The organism is Micromonospora sp. CA-111912 (genome assembly GCF_050948415.1).
Lineage (GTDB): Bacteria > Actinomycetota > Actinomycetes > Mycobacteriales > Micromonosporaceae > Micromonospora.
Genome location: NZ_CP192007.1, coordinates 1161275 through 1178939 on the forward strand (window position 1 = coordinate 1161275; position 17665 = coordinate 1178939).

Sequence of the window (17665 nt, forward strand, 5' to 3'; positions counted from 1 at the left end):
TGTGAATGCGAGTGATGGTCGTAACCGGTGAGGTCTCGGTCGCGTTGGGCCGATCATGGGCGAGCGAGCGGCGTACCCGAGTGACCTGACCGATGAGCAGTGGGCGGTGGTCGGACCGTTCCTGCAGGCGTGGAAGGACCGGCACCCGTCGGTGTCGGGGCATCAGGGTCGCTACGAGCTATGGGAGATCGTGAACGCGATCTTCTACCAGAACCCGGACCGGGTGTCAGTGGGCGTACCTGCCGCACGACCTGCTCGCCGAAGTCGGCCACCTACTACTACTTCGCCCTGTGGCGTGACGACGGCACCGACCAGGTGATTCACGATCTGTTGCGCTGCCAGGCGAGGGAGAAGGCCGGCCGCCGGGAGGACCCGACCGCGGTGGTGTTGGACACCCAGTCGATCCGGGCCGCCAACCACGTCCCGGCCGCGACGACGGGCAAGGACGCCGGCAAGAAGGTCCCGGGCCGCAAACGAGGCCTGGCCGTGGACGCCCTGGGGTTGATCATCGCGGTGGTGGTCACCGCCGCGTCGGTCACCGACAACGCGATCGGCATCCGGCTGCTGGACAACGTGGTGGCACACACCCCGACGGTGACCAAGGCATGGTCGACGCCGGGTTCAAAGACGACGTGCAGATCCACGGCGCCGTAAACGGTATCGACGTTGAGCAGGTCAAACGCTGCGACACCACGGCCGGGTTCGTGCCGATCGCCCGCCGGTGGGTGGTGGAGCAGACCAACGGCACCCTGATGCTGCACCGCCGCCTGGTCCGCGAGTACGAGAGCCGACCCGCCTCAGCGGTGTCCCGCACCTGGTGGACATCCACGGCGAACCTCATCCGCCGGCTGACCGGCACCACCACGCCGTCCTGGCGCGACCCAGCCCACCAGCGGTGACCCAGCCGCCGCTGCTGACCCTGCTCACCGAGCGCGAAACCGCCGCCGGCCTCACCGTCGAGCGGCTCCACGAGCAGATCGCCACCCTCACCGACCAGCTCACCGCAGCCCAGACCGAGGTGGCCGAACTCGCCATCACCCGCAAGACGCTCCTGAGCCTCGGCGGCCGCCCGACACCGCACCACCTGCCGACACGACCATCGCCAGCCCGGCCTACCAGCAGATCCTCGCCGTGTTCCACGACGCCACCGCGCTGATGCGCTCCAAGGACATCTGCCATGCCCTCGGCACCGGCACCACCGCCAAGGACACCGAGAACCTCCGCGCCAAACTCAAACGCCTCGTCGCCCGCCAGATCCTCACCGAATCCGAGGCCGGCCTGTTCACCCTCACCCCGCCACCGCCAGCCGCGTAGCACCACGTACAGGACCTCTACCCCGCGCACAAACCCACAACGGACAAACTGTCCTAAATCACCCTCTCACTGGGGTTGGGGCCTCTTTCGTGCCAGGGGGGTCGCTCATGGGTGCCCGGGAGCCGTTGGACCGGTCGGCGCTTGCCGGCCAGACGCGGTCCGAAGGTTGGGTCGACGGCGACGGTCTGTCGCGTCATGGGCACGCTCCTAAAAGGAGTTCGTGTTGCCTGGTCACTATCTGACCGGTGGCCGCTGCGCCCGTCCGGCCACGGCTCAGCCCGGGCGACTACCTGCTTGAGCTTGCTACTCCATCCTCGAGGTAGACACCGCCACGCCCGATCGCAGCGACCGCCGCGGCGACCCGCCGAGCCAACCGAGGGATCAACACTTCTTCCAGGCGCGCCGGCTCCACGAACTCGAACCGATCCAGCTCCTCCGGGCAGAGGCGCATCGTTGCGATCTGGTCCGCCGTCAGCACACCACCGTCGAACACGAACATGAGCCCGCCGTCCCACGGGGGGCTCGCCGGAACCCAGTCGACGCACAGCAGCGCTCCCGTGGGCACCGAGAGACCCAGTTCCTCCCTGATCTCACGCGCGCAGGCATCCGCCGGAGACTCGTCCGGTTCCACCGTCCCACCGGGAACTTCCCACACGTCCTTGTACGTCGGGTGAACCACCAACACCCGACCCGCTCGGTCACGGAGGATCACACCAGCCGCCGCGCGGACCCGCGTCACGTTTGCGATGTAGGAGAGCTCAGGTTTGGGCTGCGTCTCGGCCACGACGACTGACCCTACGGGCTTGCCCGGCTCTGTGGAACCAACGGTGTTCGGGGTTGACCCTGTCCGTCAAACCGGGGCAGGCCCAGATCAACGAGGTCTCCGGCTTCAGATTCTGCAACGTTGCTGAACCATCCACCGGAGACCTCGATACACGCCGCACTCCGACCCGTGAAGATCCTTGAGCCGGCTCAGACCCTGGAACCGACCCTCACAGTCGACACGTACACCCAGGGCGTCCGATTACGGTCGGAACGGTTACCTTCGGAGCCCGTAGGCGCGGTCGATCTGCTGGGCCACTCGATCGCCTGCGGTGTCCCAGGCTTCTGCCCGGATGGAGACCGCACCGGTGGTGCGACTCAGCGCCGGGTGCGTGACCTGGGCCCGGTACACCCCGTCGTGCCCGCGCGACACCCGGGCCGGCGTCCAGTGCGCGCCGTCGTCGTACGAGACCGAGAGCTTGAGCCCGGCGATGGCGGGTGCTCCGGTCGGCTGGGGCTGCCACGGGGTGACCGTGGAGGCGTACGGCCGCCCCGCCCGGGCGTTGTCGTCCAGGGCCAGGTCGAGGCCGTAGTTGAGCTGGATCAGCGGTTGCCAGCCACAGGCTCCCTCACTGCCGAGGTAGGTGGACGGGCACTGGTACGGGATGGCGACGTTGCCCGCCTCGACGCGGCTCGATCGGAAGGTCCAGTCGGTGCTGACCTTCTTGCCGTACTGCTGCCCGCTGAACTTGTCCTCGTAGGCGGTGCGCAGCGTGTACTTCGCCGGGTCCGCACCGAGGGTGTAGTGCGGGAGGTTGACCCCACCCGGGGCGGAGGGGATCTTGACGCCGTCGCGTTCCAGTGAGTAGTTCACGCTGCCGTCCGAGACGACCCACTTCTCCCGGTCGTTGACGGGGACCGTGCCGCCCAGGTAGACGTACAGGTCGTCGCCCTCGCGGCAGACCATGCAGAGGCTGGTCACCGTGTTCGGCTTCCACTGCGCGCCGGGTGTGATCATCCCAAGAGCACTGGGCCCCTGGTTGATGGTCTCCGATGCGGACGAGGGGACGCTGAAGCCGCCGGAGGTCTGGATGGAGCGTTCCGGTAGGGCCGGGTCGTTGTGATTGATCAGCGCATAGTCCCGGCTCCACCGGATGTCCGGTGAAGCTCGTGCTGAGCGATCAGCCACTGGCCATGGTGCCGTTGCGTCTGCACCCGGTGGACCTCGAGTGCGCGCTGCTCGTGCGCGACTCGACCCTGCTGTCCGCCCTGTCCGCGTTGTTCGAGATGTACTGGGAGCGCGCTGTCCCGTTCGACGTCGGCATCGGCGACAAGCCGCTACCGAACGAGGACGCCCCCTCCGGTCCGGAGCGGGCACTGTTGTCGCTGCTCATGGCGGGACTGACCGACCAGGGCACCGCCGACCATCTCGGCTGGCACCTGCGGACCGTCCGGCGTCATCTCAGCGCCCTGCTCCGGCGGCTGGACGCCGCAACCCGCTTCCAGGCCGGCTACCAGGCCGTGCAGCGGGGCTGGATCACTCCCGAGGACGCACCGGCACCGTGAGTCGACTGATGAGTCCGGGCGAGGAGGCGGCGTACGAGCTGATCGTCGACCGCCCGTCAGCGACCCTGGCCGCCCTCGCCGGAAGCTGGTCGGGGGGCGAGCGACTCCCCGCGGTGCTCGCCCGACTCGCCGCCGCCGGCCTGATCACCGTCCTGCCCGGACCACCCGAGAGGTACGTGGCCACCGCTCCGGAGAAGATCGCCTCCACCGTGCTGGTCGAGCGAGAATTGGAACTGGACCTGGCGGAGGAGTTTGCCCAGCGGTTGGCGACGGCGTACCGAAAAGCGCGGGCCGAAGCTGCGACGGCAGACGTCGTCGAGGTCGTCACCGGGCACCGCGCCGTGCGCCAGCGTCTCGCCCAGGTGCAGCGCTGCGCGTGACGGGAGATCATGTGCCTTGAGACGCCTCCCTATCTGGATCCGGACGGAACCGGCACGGCCGACCTCGAGTTGCTCGCGGCCGGGGTCACGTCGCGGTGCATCTACGACCGGGCCGCGATCGAACAGGCCGGGGTGCTGCCCGAGATCGAGCAGATGGTCCGCGCCGGTCAAGAGGCACGGGTGTTGCCGAACCTGCCGATGAGGCTGTACATCGCCGACGGCCGGCTGGCCGTGCTGCCGTTGCAGCGTGACTCCGCCGGCTCCGAGGCCGTGATCGTCGTGCACGCCTCGGCGCTGCTCGACGCGCTCGGCAAGCTGTTCGAAGGGCTCTGGCAACGCGCCGTACCGTTGCGCCTTCCGACCGTGAAGGCGCAACCTGGGCGGCGACGGCACGCCGTGTCCGAGGAGAGACTCATCGCCCTCCTGCTCTCCGGCATCACCGACGAGGCCATCGCCCGGCATCTCGGCATCAGCTACCGGACGGCACAGCGTCACATCGCCGCGCTGATGGCCGGGCTCGGCGCGGACACGCGGTTCCAGGCCGGCGTCCAGGCCGCCTTTCGTGAGCATCGCAATCTCGGGACGCCACTCGACGTGGGCCAGGAGGTTCACCCACCCCGATCGTCCTGACCGTCCGGAGGTACACGTCAGCGCAGCGCCGCGAGTGTCGTCGCGAGCCGGTCGAAGACGACCTCGTCGACGGTCACTCCGGCGTGCCGGAGGGCGAGCACGGCCGCGCCGACCACCCCGTCGGGGACGATGCATACCTCCGCGGTGGCGCCGTCCCGGGCGTACCGGGCCGCGATCTGGTCGGCCAGCGTGCGGTGCCGGGTGAGGATGCCGCCGCCGAGCGTGATCACGCCGCTCAGGCCGGGGATGACCACCGCGTCGAGGGTGCGCAGCAGCGCGTCGGCGGCGTCGCGGACGATCTCGTCGGCGATCTCGTCGCCGGCGGCCTGGAAGGCCAGGTGCGCGAACTGGGCGAGCTGCACCGGGCGGATCGCGTAGAGGGTGTCGAGTGCGTACGAGACGATGGCCGGGCGACCGTCGGAATCCGGAGCGTGGCCGCCGGCCTGGCCGAGTTGGTCCAGGAGTAGTCCGGTGAGCGCGGTGGCCGGACCGCGGCGGTCGAGCTCGGCCAGCGCCGCCCGGACCACCCGCTGTCCTATGTAGAAGCCGGAGCCGTCGTCGCCGAGCAGCCAGCCGAGCCCGTCGGCGGTGGCGATCATCCGGCCCCGCTCGACCCTGATGGCCGCCGCGCCCGTGCCGGCGACGAGCGCGTATCCGGCCTCCCGGTACGTGCCGGAGAAGAAGGTGGCCAGCAGGTCCGATTCGACGACCGGGGTCGCGGTGATGCCGACTGCCTTCAGCGGTGCGGTGAACGACTCGACGTCCATGTGCGGGCTCGCGCCGGCCATGGCGAACACGACCCCGCCGATCTCCTCACCTGACACGCCGGCGGCCGCCAACGCGGCCGTGGCACTGGCCGCCACCGAAGCGGCCGCGTGTACGGGTCCGGCGGAGGTCGGGTTTCCGCTGCCGGTGCGGGCGTAGCCGAGACATCGGCCCTCGGCGGTGACGACAATGCTACGGGTCGAGGTGCCGCCGGCGTCGACGGCGAGCAGATCAGGCATCGTTACCAACCCGTGACCCGGGGCTCATTGCCCCCACCGAGATTCTGCAATTAGTTTTCACGAACTGAATCTAACAGTGATAGGACTTTTCATCATCATGTCTTCGGCTGAAGTATCCCCGGCGCAACCGACGGCCGAGTTCGGCGTCAGCAGTCGCATCCGGGCGCAGCTGTCACACATGACACAGTCCATGGCGAAGATCGGCCAGCTCCTCCTGGAGAACCCCGAGCTGCCGCTCCAGTTGTCGATCACCGAGCTTGCGGAGCGCGCGGGCACCTCGGCGGCGACGGTGACCCGCTTCTGCCGGCTGATCGGCTACGGCGGCTACCTGCCCCTGCGGGTCAGCTCGGCGGCCGACCTTGGGCGGTCGAGCGCGCAGGACACCTGGGAGCAGGTGATCGGGAACACCTTCCACCCGGGGCAGGACCCCGCCGAGGTGTTGCGGATGCTGCTCAACACGCACGTCGGCGCGTTGCAGGCCACCGCCGATCTGGCCGACCTCGCCCTGATGCAACGGGTCGTCGCCGCCATCGCCGCCAGCTGGCACGTGGACATCTACGGCATCGGCGGCAGTGGGATCGTCGCCGCCGGCATGCATGAGCGCCTGTACCGGATCGGGATCAACGCGCATGCGTGGACCGAGGTGCACCTCGGCCTCACCAGCGGCGCGCTGCTGGGGGAGGGCGCCGTGGCGATCGGCATCTCCAACAGCGGTCGCACCAGCGAGACAGTGGAGATGCTGGCGCTCGCCGGTTCGCAGGGCGCGCTCACCGTGGCCCTGACAAGCGATCCCAGCTCGCCGCTCGCCGCAGCCGCAGACATGCACATCCAGAGCTACGCGCCCGGCGAGTACCTCCAGCCCGGGGACTTCGCCGCGCAGCACGCCCAGCTGTTTCTGTTCGACCTGCTCTACCTGATGGTCGCGCAACAGAACTTCGAACGCACCACGACGACGCTCGCCCGGACCGCTGCGGCCATCGCCAGCCATCGCGAAACCCAGTCCCGGCCGCCGCGTACCGCGACCGCCTCCCCGACGAACGGAACGCCTTCCTGATGACGACCCTCTTCCGTGACTATTCGACGCATGTCTCCAGCCGCCTCCGCGCCATCGACGAGGAGGTCCGTTCGGGCGGCCTGGACGGGGCGATCGAGCTGATCGTCAACGCGATCGAGAACGACGGTGTGCTGCACGCCTTCGGCACCGGTCACTCCGAGGCCTTCGCGATGGAGATCGCCGGCCGGGCCGGCGGGTTCATCCCGAGTCACGCCATCGCGCTGCGGGACCTGGTCCTGTTCGGTGCCCGGAGCGACGCCTCCATCCTCGTCGGTGCCGAGTTGGAACGCGACAACAGCATCGTGGACGAGCTCTACGACCTGTACGAGATGCACCCGGCCGACGTGTTCCTCATCGCCTCCAACTCGGGCGTGAACGGCTCGATCGTCGGGCTCGCCCTGCGCGCCAAGGCCGAGGGGCATCCGGTGATCGCCGTGACCAGCCTCGAACACACCAACGCGGTCGCCCCCAAGCATCCCAGCGGGAAGCGCCTCTCGGACGTCGCCGACATCGTCCTGGACAACCGTGCTCCGTACGGAGACGCCACCCTCGGCCTCGGTGACGGGCTCGGGGTGGGGGCGGTCTCGTCGATCACCGCGGCCTACTTCGCGCAGCTGCTGACCATCGGCGCGGCGGAGCGCATCCGAGCGGCCGGGCAGGTGCCGCCGCTGTACATCTCGGCCAACATTCCCGGCGGCGACGAGCACAACGGCGCCCTGGAACGGCGCTACGGGACGCGCATCAAGCCCGTCGCGTGATCCCGGGCAACCGCGGTGACGCCCGACGTCGCAGCGGACCCGCCACGGCCACAGAAATCGCAGACAGCAAGGCCCATCGAAAGGTAGCCACCCATGTCCTCTGAATTGAAACCATTCAATCGCCGGCTGTTCCTGCGGGGTGCGCTGGCGACGTCGCTGGTCCCCGTCGCCGGTGTGCTGGCCGCGTGCGCCTCGCCGGGCGACGACGCACCCAAGGGCACGTCGACCACCGGCGCCACGAGCGCCCAGAACCCGTTCGGACTGGCCGCCAACACCGAAGTCGACGCGGTCGTCTTCAACGGCGGCTACGGCTACGACTACGTCACGTTCGCGGGCGGCCTGGCCGAGGCGAAGCACAGCGGCGTCAAGATCAAGGTCCAGCCGTCGACGGAGATCGCCCAGGAACTCCAGCCCCGGTTCGTCGGTGGTAACCCGCCTGACCTGATCAACAACGGCGGTGCGGGCAAGATCTCGCTGAGCACGATCGTCGACCAGCTGGAGACCCTCGACGACGTCCTCGACGCGACCAACTACGGCGGTACGAAGATCGCGGACAGCCTCTACCCGGGGGTCAAGCTGCCCGGCACGTTCAACGGGAAGTTCGTCGCGCTGAACTACGTGATGACCGTCTTCTCGCTCTGGCACTCGGCCTCGCTGTTCGAGGAGAACGGCTGGACCCCGCCGAAGACCTGGGCCGAGGCGAAGGATCTCGGCGCCAAGGCGAAGGCGAAGGGCAAGTACCTGTTCGTCTTCGGCAAGGAGGCGGCCAACTACTACCACTGGACGCTGGTCGACTCGGCGATCAAGGAGGGCGGGCACGAGGTACGCCTGGCCCTGGAGAACCTGGCGCCGAACGCGTGGTCGCACCCGGCGATCCAGGGCGTTCTCAAGGAGATCCACGACATCGTGCGGGCCGGCTACATCGTGCCCGGTGGCGCAGGCACCCAGTTCACCGCCGCGCAGGCGAAGTGGAGCAACGACCAGCAGGCTCTGCTGTACAGCTCGGGCGGCTGGATCGAGAACGAGATGAAGAAGGCCACCAAGGCGGGCTTCCGGATGACCGGTGTGCCGGTGCCGACCCTGTCGACGAGCCCGGCGCTGCCGTTCGAGGCGCTGCGAGCCGCAGCCGGCGAACCGTTCATCGTGCCGGCCAAGGGCAAGAGCCCGGCGGGTGGCAAGGAGGTTCTGCGCGCGATGCTCTCCAGCGAGGCCGCCGCCAACTTCTCGAAGACCCGGCTGGCACCGACGGTCGTCAAGGGGACCGTACCGGCCGACGGCTACGGCTCGACCGCGCTGGTCTCGCAGACCAAGATGCTCGAGGCCGCCGGCCAGAACATCTTCGACTTCGTCTCCGAGGGTTACTACGGGATGGGCGCCGACCAACTGGTCCTGTGGAACTCGTTCCTCGCCGGCGACCTCGACGTCGCCGGAATGACCAAGGGCCTGCAGTCCGTGAACGACAAGATCGCGAAAGACTCGTCCATCCAGAAGATCAAGGTTAGCTGAATGCGATGACAGGTACGACGATGCTGGGCGGCCGGCGTGCCGCCAAGCGCCGCCGCAAGCTCACCTTCGACCGGGTGAGCTTCATGGCGGTGTTCCTGGTGCTTCCCCTGGCCATCTTCGCGATCTTCGTGATCTCGCCGTTCGTCCAGGCGCTGTACTTCGCGATGACGGACTGGACCGGCTTCTCGCCGGACATGCACTTCATCGGTCTGGAGAACTTCGTCAGGCTCTTCGGTGACGATGTCTTCCTGCGCGCTCTGCTGAACAACGTGGTGCTCGCGATCGTGGTGCCCATCGTGACCATCGCGCTCGCTCTGGCGATCGCCAGCATGGTGACCGTCGGTGGCCCGAGTACGGGAACCGTGCGGGGCCTTCGCGGGTCCAGCTTCTACCGGGTCGTCTCGTTCTTCCCGTACACGGTGCCCGCCATCGCCGTCGGGCTGATCTGGGCCCAGGTGTACGACCCGTCGAGAGGGCTGCTCAACGGCCTTCTCGCCGGAGTCGGCCTCGACGGGTTCGCGGACTTCCCGTGGCTCGGCAAGGCCACCACCGCGTTGCCGGCGTCGATCTTCGTCATCATCTGGAGCTTCGTCGGCTTCTACACCGTGCTGTTCGTCGCGGCGATCAAAGGTATCCCGGCTGAGACGTACGAGGCCGCGCGCCTGGACGGTGCCGGTCGCTTCCGCACCGCCTTCTCGATCACCATCCCGCAGATCCGGGACAGCGTACGGACCGCGTACGTCTACCTCGGCATCATCGCCCTCGACGCGTTCATCTACATGCAGGCGTTGAACCCCACCGGCGGGCCCGAGTACTCGACGCTGACCATGAGCCAGCAGTTGTACACCGTGGCCTTCCGTAAGGGGCAGTTCGGGTACGCGACCGCCATGGGCGTGGTACTCGCGGTGGTGACACTGATGTTCGCCGCGATCGTGTTCCTGGCCGACCGCCTGACCAGCGGACGTGCCGACGGGAAGGAGCGGACATGACCGCGCTCGCCGCCGAGAAGGCGCGCCCGGCCACCTCGGCCACCCCCGCGCCGCCTCGCCGTCGCCGGAAAACCAGCCGTGGCGACATCGCCGTCGCGGCGACCTCACACACCCTCCTCGTCGCCTGGGCCGTCATCGTCATCGTCCCGTTCCTGTGGACGGTCATGTCGTCGTTCAAGTCGACCGGTGAGATTCTGGCGTCGCCGTTCTCGCTGCCCAGCGAGTGGAGCTTCCGCAACTACGCGGCGGCCTGGACGGGCGCCGGAATCGGCGGCTACTTCCTGAACACGGTCATCGTGGTGGGCACCGCGCTGTTCATCGTCATGTTGCTCGGCGCGATGTGCTCGTACGTGTTGGCGCGGTTCCGCTTCCCGGGCAACCGGTTCATCTACAACGCGCTGCTCACCTCGATGACGTTCCCGCTGTTCCTCGCGATCGTGCCGCTCTTCTTCATCCTGCGGAACTTCGGGCTGCTGAACACCCTGCCGGGCCTGATCCTGACCTACGTCGCGTTCGCCCTTCCGTTCACCGTCTTCTTCCTGCACTCGTTCTTCAAGGCGCTGCCGGACGAGATCCACGAGGCGGCGCAGATCGACGGCGCGGGGGAGTGGAGCACGTTCTTCCGGGTGATGCTGCCCATGGCGAAACCCGGTCTGGCCTCGGTGGCCATCTTCAACTTCCTCGGGCTGTGGAACCAGTTCCTACTGCCCATCGTCCTCAACACCGATCGTGACAACTACGTGCTGACGCAGGGCATGGCGGTGTTCGCGTCGAGGGCCGGCTACGCGGTCGACTTCGGCGCGCTGTTCGCGGCGGTCGTGATGACCGTCCTTCCCGTACTCGCCATCTATGTGATCTTCCAGCGCCGGCTTGAGGGCTCGGTCTCACAAGGCACCTTCCGCTAGCCCGCGCCCACCCGCCACACCTAGCCAACCCCTCACGCCTATCGCTAGGCGTTTCACGTCCACCAGGAAATGAGGACAGTCTTGCGCGCGACTCTCCGCCGCATGATGGCCGCTGGGCTCATCGTCGCGGCGACGACAACCTGGGGGCTGGTCAACGCCCCCACCCACGCATCGGCGGCCCCGTCGGCGTCGAACATCCCGGCCGACCCGTACGACGTTCCCGGCTACGCCCCGGACGGCACGACCAACGTGGCCGCGACCGCCAGGGTGACGTCCTCGTCCAGCTACGAGATGGCCAACGAGTCCTGGGCCATGGCGCTGCTCAACAACGGGGTGGCGGGCAAGGCCGACGGCTGGAGCACCAACCCCTACGACAAGGTGCAGGTCCCCACCACGGCGGCCTGGGCGAGCTACGACCTCGGGGCGTCACACGACATCGACCGCGTCGTCGTGTTCCCGAGGGACAAGAGCTTCCCCGCCGACTACCGCATCGAGGTGTCGTCCGACGGCACCGAGTACCGCAGCGTCTTCACCAGCACCGGCAACGCGGCCGGCCGCACCGCGCCCCAGGTCGTCGACCTGGCCGACGTGGAGGGCCGCTTCCTGCGGCTGTACGTCACCCGCCGCAACGGCGTCGCGACCGGTGACGGATACCTCGTACAGCTCTCCGAACTGGCCGTCTTCGGCGGGCTCAACGAGACGATCCTGTCCATCGAGAAGCCCGCGCTGCTGCTGGAGACCGGGGCCGTCGAACGGCTACCCCACCGGGCGGTCGCGCCCGGCGGGACCCCGAAGCTTGTCTGGACCTCGTCCGACGTGGGTGTGGCCACCGTCGACGGCTCGGGCGTGGTGACCGCCGTGGCACCGGGCAAGACGGTGATCACGATGGCCGCGCCGCAGCTGGAGAAGTCCAGGTCGATCCCGGTCGAGGTCCGCAACGAGGTGGAACGGGTCGAGGACAAGTTCGTGATCTCGGCCTTCTGGCCGCCCACCACCGAACACGTGAACGAGACCCAGTACAGCTACCTGGGCGACGCGGGGATCGACCTGGTGCTCGCGACCCAGCTGCACAGCTCCAAGGAAATCAACATGGAGATGGCGCGGCTGGCGCACAAGAACGGCTTCCAGATCATGGTCCAGGACGGCCGCATCGGGCCCGGCATGGTCAACATGACCGACGAGCAGATCCGGCAGGAGGTGCTGGGATACACCAACGTCCCAGGCGTCGGCGGGTTCTTCATCGTGGACGAGCCGTACGACCCGACCCCGTACGCCCGGGTGTTCAACACCATCAAGGAGGTCGCGCCCGAGTACGACGCCCACCTGAACTTCCTGCCGAGCTTCGCGTACGGGTCCGAGGCCGAGTTCACGCGGGTGACGCAGGGGTGGCTCGACCGGGTCGGTGACCGCGGCTACCTGATGTACGACCGGTACCCGTTCGGCTGGACCGAGAACAGCCTCGACTACACCGGCTTCCTGAACAACATGAACACGGTGCGGAAGGTCGGGCTGGCCAACAACGTCAAGACGGCGCAGTACCTGCAGGCTGTCGGGGTTCCTGGCAACTTCCGGCGGATGAACCCGACCGAGATCCGCTACGAGGCCAACATGGCTCTCGCGTACGGGTACAAGAATCTCTCGTACTTCACCTGGTGGACGCCGACCAACCGCGGCGAGGTCTTCACCGACGCCATCATGACCGCCGACGGGCAGAAGACCGACCTGTTCGAGCCGGTGAAGCAGCTCAACAGCGAGATCCACGCCCTCGGGCCCACCCTGATGAGGCTGGACGCCAAGGAGGTCTACCTCAACGGTCAGACCTGGGGCCAGGAGGCTGTGCCGGCGGACTTCCTGGTGCGCGCGCAGTCGAAGGACGACCTCACCTTCTCGTACATGCGCGACCGCGAGAACGGCCGCAACTACGTGATGGTCGTCAACAACAGCTTCACCCAGGCGAAGGACGTCTCGCTGCGCTTCGGCACCGGGATCGGCTCGCTCGAGGAGGTCAGCCGGCAGACCGGCAAGCCGGTCGGCGTCGCGCTGGACAACGGCGCCCTGAACCGCAAGTTCGACAAGGGCGAGGCCGTCCTCTACGCGCTCCCCGCCGGCTACGACTACGACGCTCGCCCGACTCCGGTGAACGCCAATATCGCCGAGCACAAGCCGGTCACCGCCGACAGCACCCAGAGCGGGGGCGACTGGTCGCCGACCGGCGTCACCGACGGGCAGCGCTTCGCGCAGGGCGCCGTGAACGGGTGGAGCACGCCGACCACCGAAGCCTCCCGGAAGGCGAACCTCACCGTCGACCTCGGCAGGGAAGAGACCCTGAACCGGATCGACCTCTACCCGGCGGGCACCGTTATCGACTACGGCGGCACCTTCCCACGGGACTTCGCCGTCCAGGTGTCGACGGACGGCGAGTCGTGGCGAACGGTCAAGACCGTCACCGGTCAGGGCCGCGCCGCCGGTCCGCTCAGCTACAGCTTCGACGCCACCAAGGGCCGCTACGTGCGGATCGCCGTGCAGGAGATGAACCGGTGGGGCGGCGGCTACGCCGCGGCGTTGGCCGAGCTCGAGGTGTACCACGACGACGGCGGCACCCCGGCGCCCCAGTCCCCGCCGGTCACGCCCGCGCCCCCGCCGTACGTCGAGGGCCAGAACATCGCCAAGAACAAGACGGTGGTCGTGTCCTCCACCACCCCCGACAGCACCTACGAGCAGTGGGGCTATGCCTCCAAGTTCCTGGTCGACGGGCGGACGGACAACGGTTGGACCAGTAACATCCGGCGCAACACGACACCCAACGCGCAGGAGTGGGCCGTCGTCGGTCTTCGCGCCGACTACGACGTGAGCGAGGTGAAGGTCCACGCGCTCGGCGCCTTCCCGGTCGACTACAAGGTGCAGCTCTCATCGGACGGGGGCGAGTGGACCACCATCGCCGACGTGAAGGGTGACAACGGCAGCACCGCAAAGCCACGGGTGTTCACCCTGGACAAGCCCGTGCGCGCCGCCTTTGTTCGGGTCATCGGCAGCAAGCTGCGCATGGGCGGCAGTGCGGCCGACGGCTACCTCATGCAGGTGGCGGAGATCGAGGCCTTCGGCACACCGGCCAGCGACCGGCAGGCACTGCGGAAGCGGATCGCGGAGGCCGAGGGCAAGTCGGAACCGCAGTACACGGCCGACAGCTGGGCGGGCCTCACCGACGCACTCGCGAAGGCCAGGACGGTCGCTGCGGCCGCCTACCCCTACCAGTACGAAGTGGACAAGGCCGAGCGGGCGCTGTCCACCGCCCTGGAGGCTCTGGTCCGTCATCCCAACTGGGAACGCGCCGTCGAGTACCGCAAGGGTGCCCGCGTGATCCACAACGACCGGGCGTACGAGGCCCAGTGGTCAACGCGTGCCGAAGTGCCTGGCGTCTCTCCCTGGGGCGCTTGGGCCGAGGTGGGCGTCCCGGTGGAGACCCCCCAGGGCAAGCACGCCTCGTGGACGAACTCGTGGATCTACACCAGCGGCGACATCGTGGCCCACGACGGCCACCTGTGGAAGGCGCAGTGGTGGACCCGCAACCAGGAGCCCGGTGACCGGAACGGGCCCTGGCTCGACCTCGGGAGCTACTGACAGGTCAGTGAAGGCCGGGGCGCGGTCGTGACGACCGCGCCCCGGCCTTCGGGTCATCAGTTCGCGTGACCGCCCGGCCTGTCCGCCCACGCGGTGTTCGTCGCTGCTGGTCGCTGGAGCGGCGCACGACCAGCTCCGGCTGGAACACCACGTGTCGGTGCCGGTGCGTCTCGCCGGACTCGCCCTCCTCCAGCAGCAGTTGCGCCGCGGTGCGGCCGAGCTGCTCGCGGGGTTGACGCACCGACGACAGCGGCACCGCCGCCGCGCCGGCGAACTCGATGTCGTCGTAGCCGACGATGGCCACGTCGGCGGGCACCCGCATGCCGCGCGTGGTCACCTCCTGCAGCACGCCGAGCGCGATCAGGTCGTTGGCGCAGAAGACGGCGGTGGGACGTTGCCGGGCGGGCAGGGCCAGCAGGTCCTCGGCGGCGCGTCGTCCGGCGGCGACGGTCAGGCTGGCGGTCGTCGCGACCCGCAGTTCGGCGCCGTCACCGCGTTCGTCCAGCGCGGCGGCGGCCCCGGCGTGCCGTTCGGCGACCTGGGCGATGGAGAACGGGCCACCGAGGTACGCGATGCGGCGGTGGCCCTGGTCCAGCAGGTGGTCCATGGCCAGCCGGCCGCCGAGCACGTCGTCGACGGCCACCGAGCAGCGGCTGGCCCGGCCCGCGCCCCGGTCGACGAGCACCACCGGAATACCGCGGTCGACCAGCTTCTCCAGGTGGGGTTGGGAGCCGTGCCGGACCGGGGTGATGAGCACGCCACGGACCCGCTGCTCCTCCAGCAGTTCCAGGTGCCGGCGTTCCCGGGCGCCGTCCTCGCCGCTGTTGCAGACGATGAGCATGGCGCCGGCCTCCTCGACCACCTGTTCGGCGCCGCGCACCACGTCGGTGAAGAACGGGTTGGCCACGTCCAGTACGACGATGGCGATGGTGCGACTCTGTCCGGCGCGCAGTTGGCGAGCGGAGTCGTTGCGGACGTAGCCGAGCTCGGTGATGGCCTCGAGCACCCGCTGGCGGGTGGCGGGGGCGACCGTGTCGGGCCGGTTGAGCACGTTGCTCACCGTGCCGACGGAAACGTCGGCGTGCCGGGCCACCTCTTTGATGTTCGCCGCTGCCATGGCTCCCTCGACGATCGGTGCGGTGGTTGGTTGCGGCCCGCGGCCGGGGTGCGGGCACCTCGGTCGCGGTGTCTCCTGCTGCCGTACCGGCGGGTCGGAACTGGTCCGACCGGGTGACGGCCGGGATTCTATAGCGCTTAAAACGTTTCATCATGCCAACGACGGTGCCGGCGCGTCCCCGAGTGCTGGCCGTAGGGGCGGTTCCGGACCCGCCTTGTGGGTCCGCTCGGGCAACCGGCGAGAAATCGCCGGCAAACCCTTGACGGCGTGAATGCCTGCCCCTACGGTCCAAGCACAACCACTGAAACGATTCAGGGGGTCGGATGGGCCCCGGCGCACCGGGCGCGGACGGCGCTCCGCTGCTGGTACTGGACGGCGTGGTCGTCCTCGGTCCGCCCCCCGTCTTCGACAAGAGCGACATCGACCAGTTTCAGTTCTGACCGCCCACCCGGCGGTGCCGACGCCCGTCGCGCCGGCACCGCCCGGGGGAGGCACCGATGGGAGAACCATGCCCCGCGTCTGTTTCACCTTGCAGGTCGATCCCGCCCGCCTGCACGAGTACCGGGCCCGGCACGCGCGCGTGTGGTCTGAGATGCTCGCCGCCCTGGCCGAGAGCGGATGGCGCGACTACTCCCTCTTCCTCCGCGAAGACGGCCTGCTCGTGGGGTTCCTGGTGACCGACGACTTCGCGGCGGCACAGGCCGCCATGCAGGCCCGCGACGTCAACGCCCGCTGGCAGGCGGAGATGGCACCCTTCTTCCTCAACCTCGACCAGGGCACGGCCGACCGTGCCATGCGGCCACTGGACGAGATCTTCAACCTAGAGGCGCAGCTCGCCGCCCAGACGGGAGAAACACCATGACCCAGACCGACGCGCCGACCGACGAGGGAGTCAAGCAGGCCCTACGCGCGCAGCGCATCGAGACCCCGTCCTGGGCGTACGCGAACTCCGGCACCCGCTTCAGGGTCTTCCCGCAGGAAGGTGTGCCCCGCAACCCGTACGAGAAGATCGCCGACGCCGCGACGGTGCACCGGCTGACCGGGGTGGCACCCACAGTGGCCCTGCACATTCCGTGGGACCAGGTCGACGACTACGCCGCGCTGGCGAAGCACGCGACGGACCTGGGGGTAGCGCTTGGCGTGATCAACTCGAACGTGTTCCAGGACCCGGACTACATGCTTGGCAGCGTCACCAATCCGGACCCGCGGGTGCGACGCAAGGCGACCGACCATCTCCTCGAGTGCGTCGACATCATGGACGCCACCGGTTCGCGCGACCTGAAACTGTGGTTCTCCGACGGCACCAACTACCCGGGCCAGGACGACATTCGCGCCCGGCAGGACCGCCTCGCCGCCGCGCTGCGGGAGGTGTACGGCCGACTCGGTCCGAATCAGCGGATGCTGCTGGAGTACAAGCTGTTCGAGCCCGCCTTCTACACCACGGACGTGCCGGACTGGGGCACCGCCTACGCGCACTGCCTGGAGCTCGGGCCGAAGGCGCAGGTCGTCATCGACACCGGACACCACGCGCCGGGCACGAACATCGAGTTCATCGTCGCGTTCCTGCTGCGCGCCGGAAAGCTCGGCGCCTTCGACTTCAACTCCCGGTTCTACGCGGACGACGACCTCATGGTCGGCTCCGCGGACCCGTTCCAGCTGTTCCGCATCATGTACGAGATCGTGCGCGGCGACGCCCTGCGCCAGGAGTCCGGCATCGCCTTCATGCTCGACCAGTGCCACAACATCGAGCCGAAGATCCCCGCGATCATCCGCTCGGTGCTCAACGTGCAGGAGGCCACCGCCAAGGCCCTGCTCGTCGACGCCGACGCGCTCGCCGACGCGCAGCAGGCCGGTGACGTGCTCGGCGCCAACGCGGTCCTGATGGACGCCTACAACACCGACGTGCGGCCGCTCCTCGCCGAGCTGCGCACCGAGATGGGCCTGGACCCCGACCCGATCGCCGCCTACGCCCGATCCGGCTACTTCGAGCGCATCCGCGCCGAACGCGCCGGCGGGCAGCAGGCCGGCTGGGGCGCCTGACCACCACCCGAGAACGCATACA

Annotated in this window: 17 protein-coding genes and 1 pseudogene; 14 read left to right on the top strand and 4 right to left on the bottom strand. The window is 68.6% G+C overall.

Annotated elements, in window-relative coordinates; translation table 11 throughout:
• The first annotated feature begins 55 nt into the window (after positions 1-55).
• The 3 genes and pseudogenes from ACQPZO_RS05420 (at position 56) to ACQPZO_RS05430 (ending at position 1314) form a co-directional block, all read left to right on the top strand.
• Positions 56-899 (top strand): annotated as a pseudogene (locus ACQPZO_RS05420) (IS5 family transposase).
• Entirely contained in the window at positions 896-1156 is a 261-nt protein-coding gene (locus tag ACQPZO_RS05425; RefSeq protein ID WP_433347590.1) for a hypothetical protein, read from the top strand. Before ACQPZO_RS05420 ends, ACQPZO_RS05425 begins: the two are co-directional and overlap by 4 nt.
• Positions 1132-1314 (top strand): hypothetical protein, encoded by a 183-nt coding sequence (locus ACQPZO_RS05430; RefSeq protein ID WP_433347592.1) that lies wholly within the window; start codon positions 1132-1134, stop codon positions 1312-1314. The genes ACQPZO_RS05425 and ACQPZO_RS05430 overlap by 25 nt, the downstream gene beginning before the upstream one ends.
• Positions 1315-1600: 286 nt before the next feature.
• On the opposite strand, the gene ACQPZO_RS05435 is transcribed toward ACQPZO_RS05430, so the two are convergent.
• Together ACQPZO_RS05435 and ACQPZO_RS05440 are read right to left on the bottom strand one after the other, a co-directional pair.
• Positions 1601-2098: an NUDIX domain-containing protein gene (locus ACQPZO_RS05435; RefSeq protein WP_433347594.1), complete on the bottom strand. Its 498-nt coding sequence runs from the start codon at positions 2096-2098 to the stop codon at positions 1601-1603.
• Between the two features lie 255 nt (positions 2099-2353).
• Positions 2354-3094 carry a hypothetical protein gene (locus ACQPZO_RS05440; protein WP_433347596.1) on the bottom strand — a complete coding sequence of 247 codons (741 nt, stop codon included), beginning with the start codon at positions 3092-3094 and terminating at the stop codon, positions 2354-2356.
• 143 nt (positions 3095-3237) lie between these two features.
• Between ACQPZO_RS05440 and ACQPZO_RS05445 the strand changes: the two genes are divergently transcribed.
• The 3 genes from ACQPZO_RS05445 to ACQPZO_RS05455 are packed head-to-tail and all read left to right on the top strand — an operon-like array spanning position 3238 to position 4652.
• On the top strand, positions 3238-3642 hold the full coding sequence (locus tag ACQPZO_RS05445; protein ID WP_433347598.1) for a hypothetical protein: 405 nt from the start codon (positions 3238-3240) through the stop codon (positions 3640-3642).
• On the top strand, positions 3639-4022 hold the full coding sequence (locus ACQPZO_RS05450; RefSeq protein WP_433347600.1) for a hypothetical protein: 384 nt from the start codon (positions 3639-3641) through the stop codon (positions 4020-4022). Before ACQPZO_RS05445 ends, ACQPZO_RS05450 begins: the two co-directional genes overlap by 4 nt.
• 9 nt (positions 4023-4031) lie before the next feature.
• Positions 4032-4652, top strand: coding sequence for a helix-turn-helix domain-containing protein (locus ACQPZO_RS05455; protein WP_433347602.1), 621 nt, complete (start codon positions 4032-4034; stop codon positions 4650-4652).
• A gap of 17 nt (positions 4653-4669) precedes the next feature.
• On the opposite strand, the gene ACQPZO_RS05460 is transcribed toward ACQPZO_RS05455, so the two are convergent.
• Positions 4670-5656 (bottom strand): N-acetylglucosamine kinase, encoded by a 987-nt coding sequence (locus ACQPZO_RS05460; RefSeq protein WP_433347604.1) that lies wholly within the window; start codon positions 5654-5656, stop codon positions 4670-4672.
• 178 nt (positions 5657-5834) lie between these two features.
• On the opposite strand from ACQPZO_RS05460, the gene ACQPZO_RS05465 reads away from it, so the two are divergent.
• From ACQPZO_RS05465 to ACQPZO_RS05490, 6 genes are all read left to right on the top strand, one after another.
• Positions 5835-6710 (top strand): MurR/RpiR family transcriptional regulator, encoded by an 876-nt coding sequence (locus ACQPZO_RS05465; protein ID WP_433347606.1) that lies wholly within the window; start codon positions 5835-5837, stop codon positions 6708-6710.
• Positions 6710-7468 carry a sugar isomerase domain-containing protein gene (locus ACQPZO_RS05470; RefSeq protein WP_433347608.1) on the top strand — a complete coding sequence of 253 codons (759 nt, stop codon included), beginning with the start codon at positions 6710-6712 and terminating at the stop codon, positions 7466-7468. The genes ACQPZO_RS05465 and ACQPZO_RS05470 overlap by 1 nt, the downstream gene beginning before the upstream one ends.
• 93 nt (positions 7469-7561) lie before the next feature.
• The gene (gene ngcE / locus ACQPZO_RS05475) at positions 7562-8974 is read left to right on the top strand and encodes an N-acetylglucosamine/diacetylchitobiose ABC transporter substrate-binding protein (RefSeq protein WP_433347610.1); all 1413 of its coding nucleotides are present in this window, start codon (positions 7562-7564) and stop codon (positions 8972-8974) included.
• Between the two features lie 5 nt (positions 8975-8979).
• Positions 8980-9963, top strand: coding sequence for a carbohydrate ABC transporter permease (locus ACQPZO_RS05480; RefSeq protein WP_433347612.1), 984 nt, complete (start codon positions 8980-8982; stop codon positions 9961-9963).
• On the top strand, positions 9960-10868 hold the full coding sequence (locus ACQPZO_RS05485; protein WP_433347614.1) for a carbohydrate ABC transporter permease: 909 nt from the start codon (positions 9960-9962) through the stop codon (positions 10866-10868). Before ACQPZO_RS05480 ends, ACQPZO_RS05485 begins: the two co-directional genes overlap by 4 nt.
• Before the next feature lie 102 nt (positions 10869-10970).
• Entirely contained in the window at positions 10971-14486 is a 3516-nt protein-coding gene (locus ACQPZO_RS05490) for a discoidin domain-containing protein (RefSeq protein WP_433347616.1), read from the top strand.
• 4 nt (positions 14487-14490) lie between these two features.
• Here the strand turns inward: ACQPZO_RS05490 and ACQPZO_RS05495 are convergent, their stop codons facing one another.
• Complete coding sequence (locus ACQPZO_RS05495) at positions 14491-15603, bottom strand: LacI family DNA-binding transcriptional regulator (protein ID WP_433347618.1); 1113 nt, start codon at positions 15601-15603, stop codon at positions 14491-14493.
• Positions 15604-16111: 508 nt separating this feature from the next.
• Between ACQPZO_RS05495 and ACQPZO_RS05500 the strand changes: the two genes are divergently transcribed.
• Both ACQPZO_RS05500 and rhaI read left to right on the top strand, forming a co-directional pair.
• Positions 16112-16465 (top strand): L-rhamnose mutarotase, encoded by a 354-nt coding sequence (locus ACQPZO_RS05500; RefSeq protein WP_433347620.1) that lies wholly within the window; start codon positions 16112-16114, stop codon positions 16463-16465.
• On the top strand, positions 16462-17643 hold the full coding sequence (gene rhaI, locus ACQPZO_RS05505) for an L-rhamnose isomerase (protein ID WP_433347622.1): 1182 nt from the start codon (positions 16462-16464) through the stop codon (positions 17641-17643). Before ACQPZO_RS05500 ends, rhaI begins: the two co-directional genes overlap by 4 nt.
• Positions 17644-17665 lie beyond the last annotated feature (22 nt).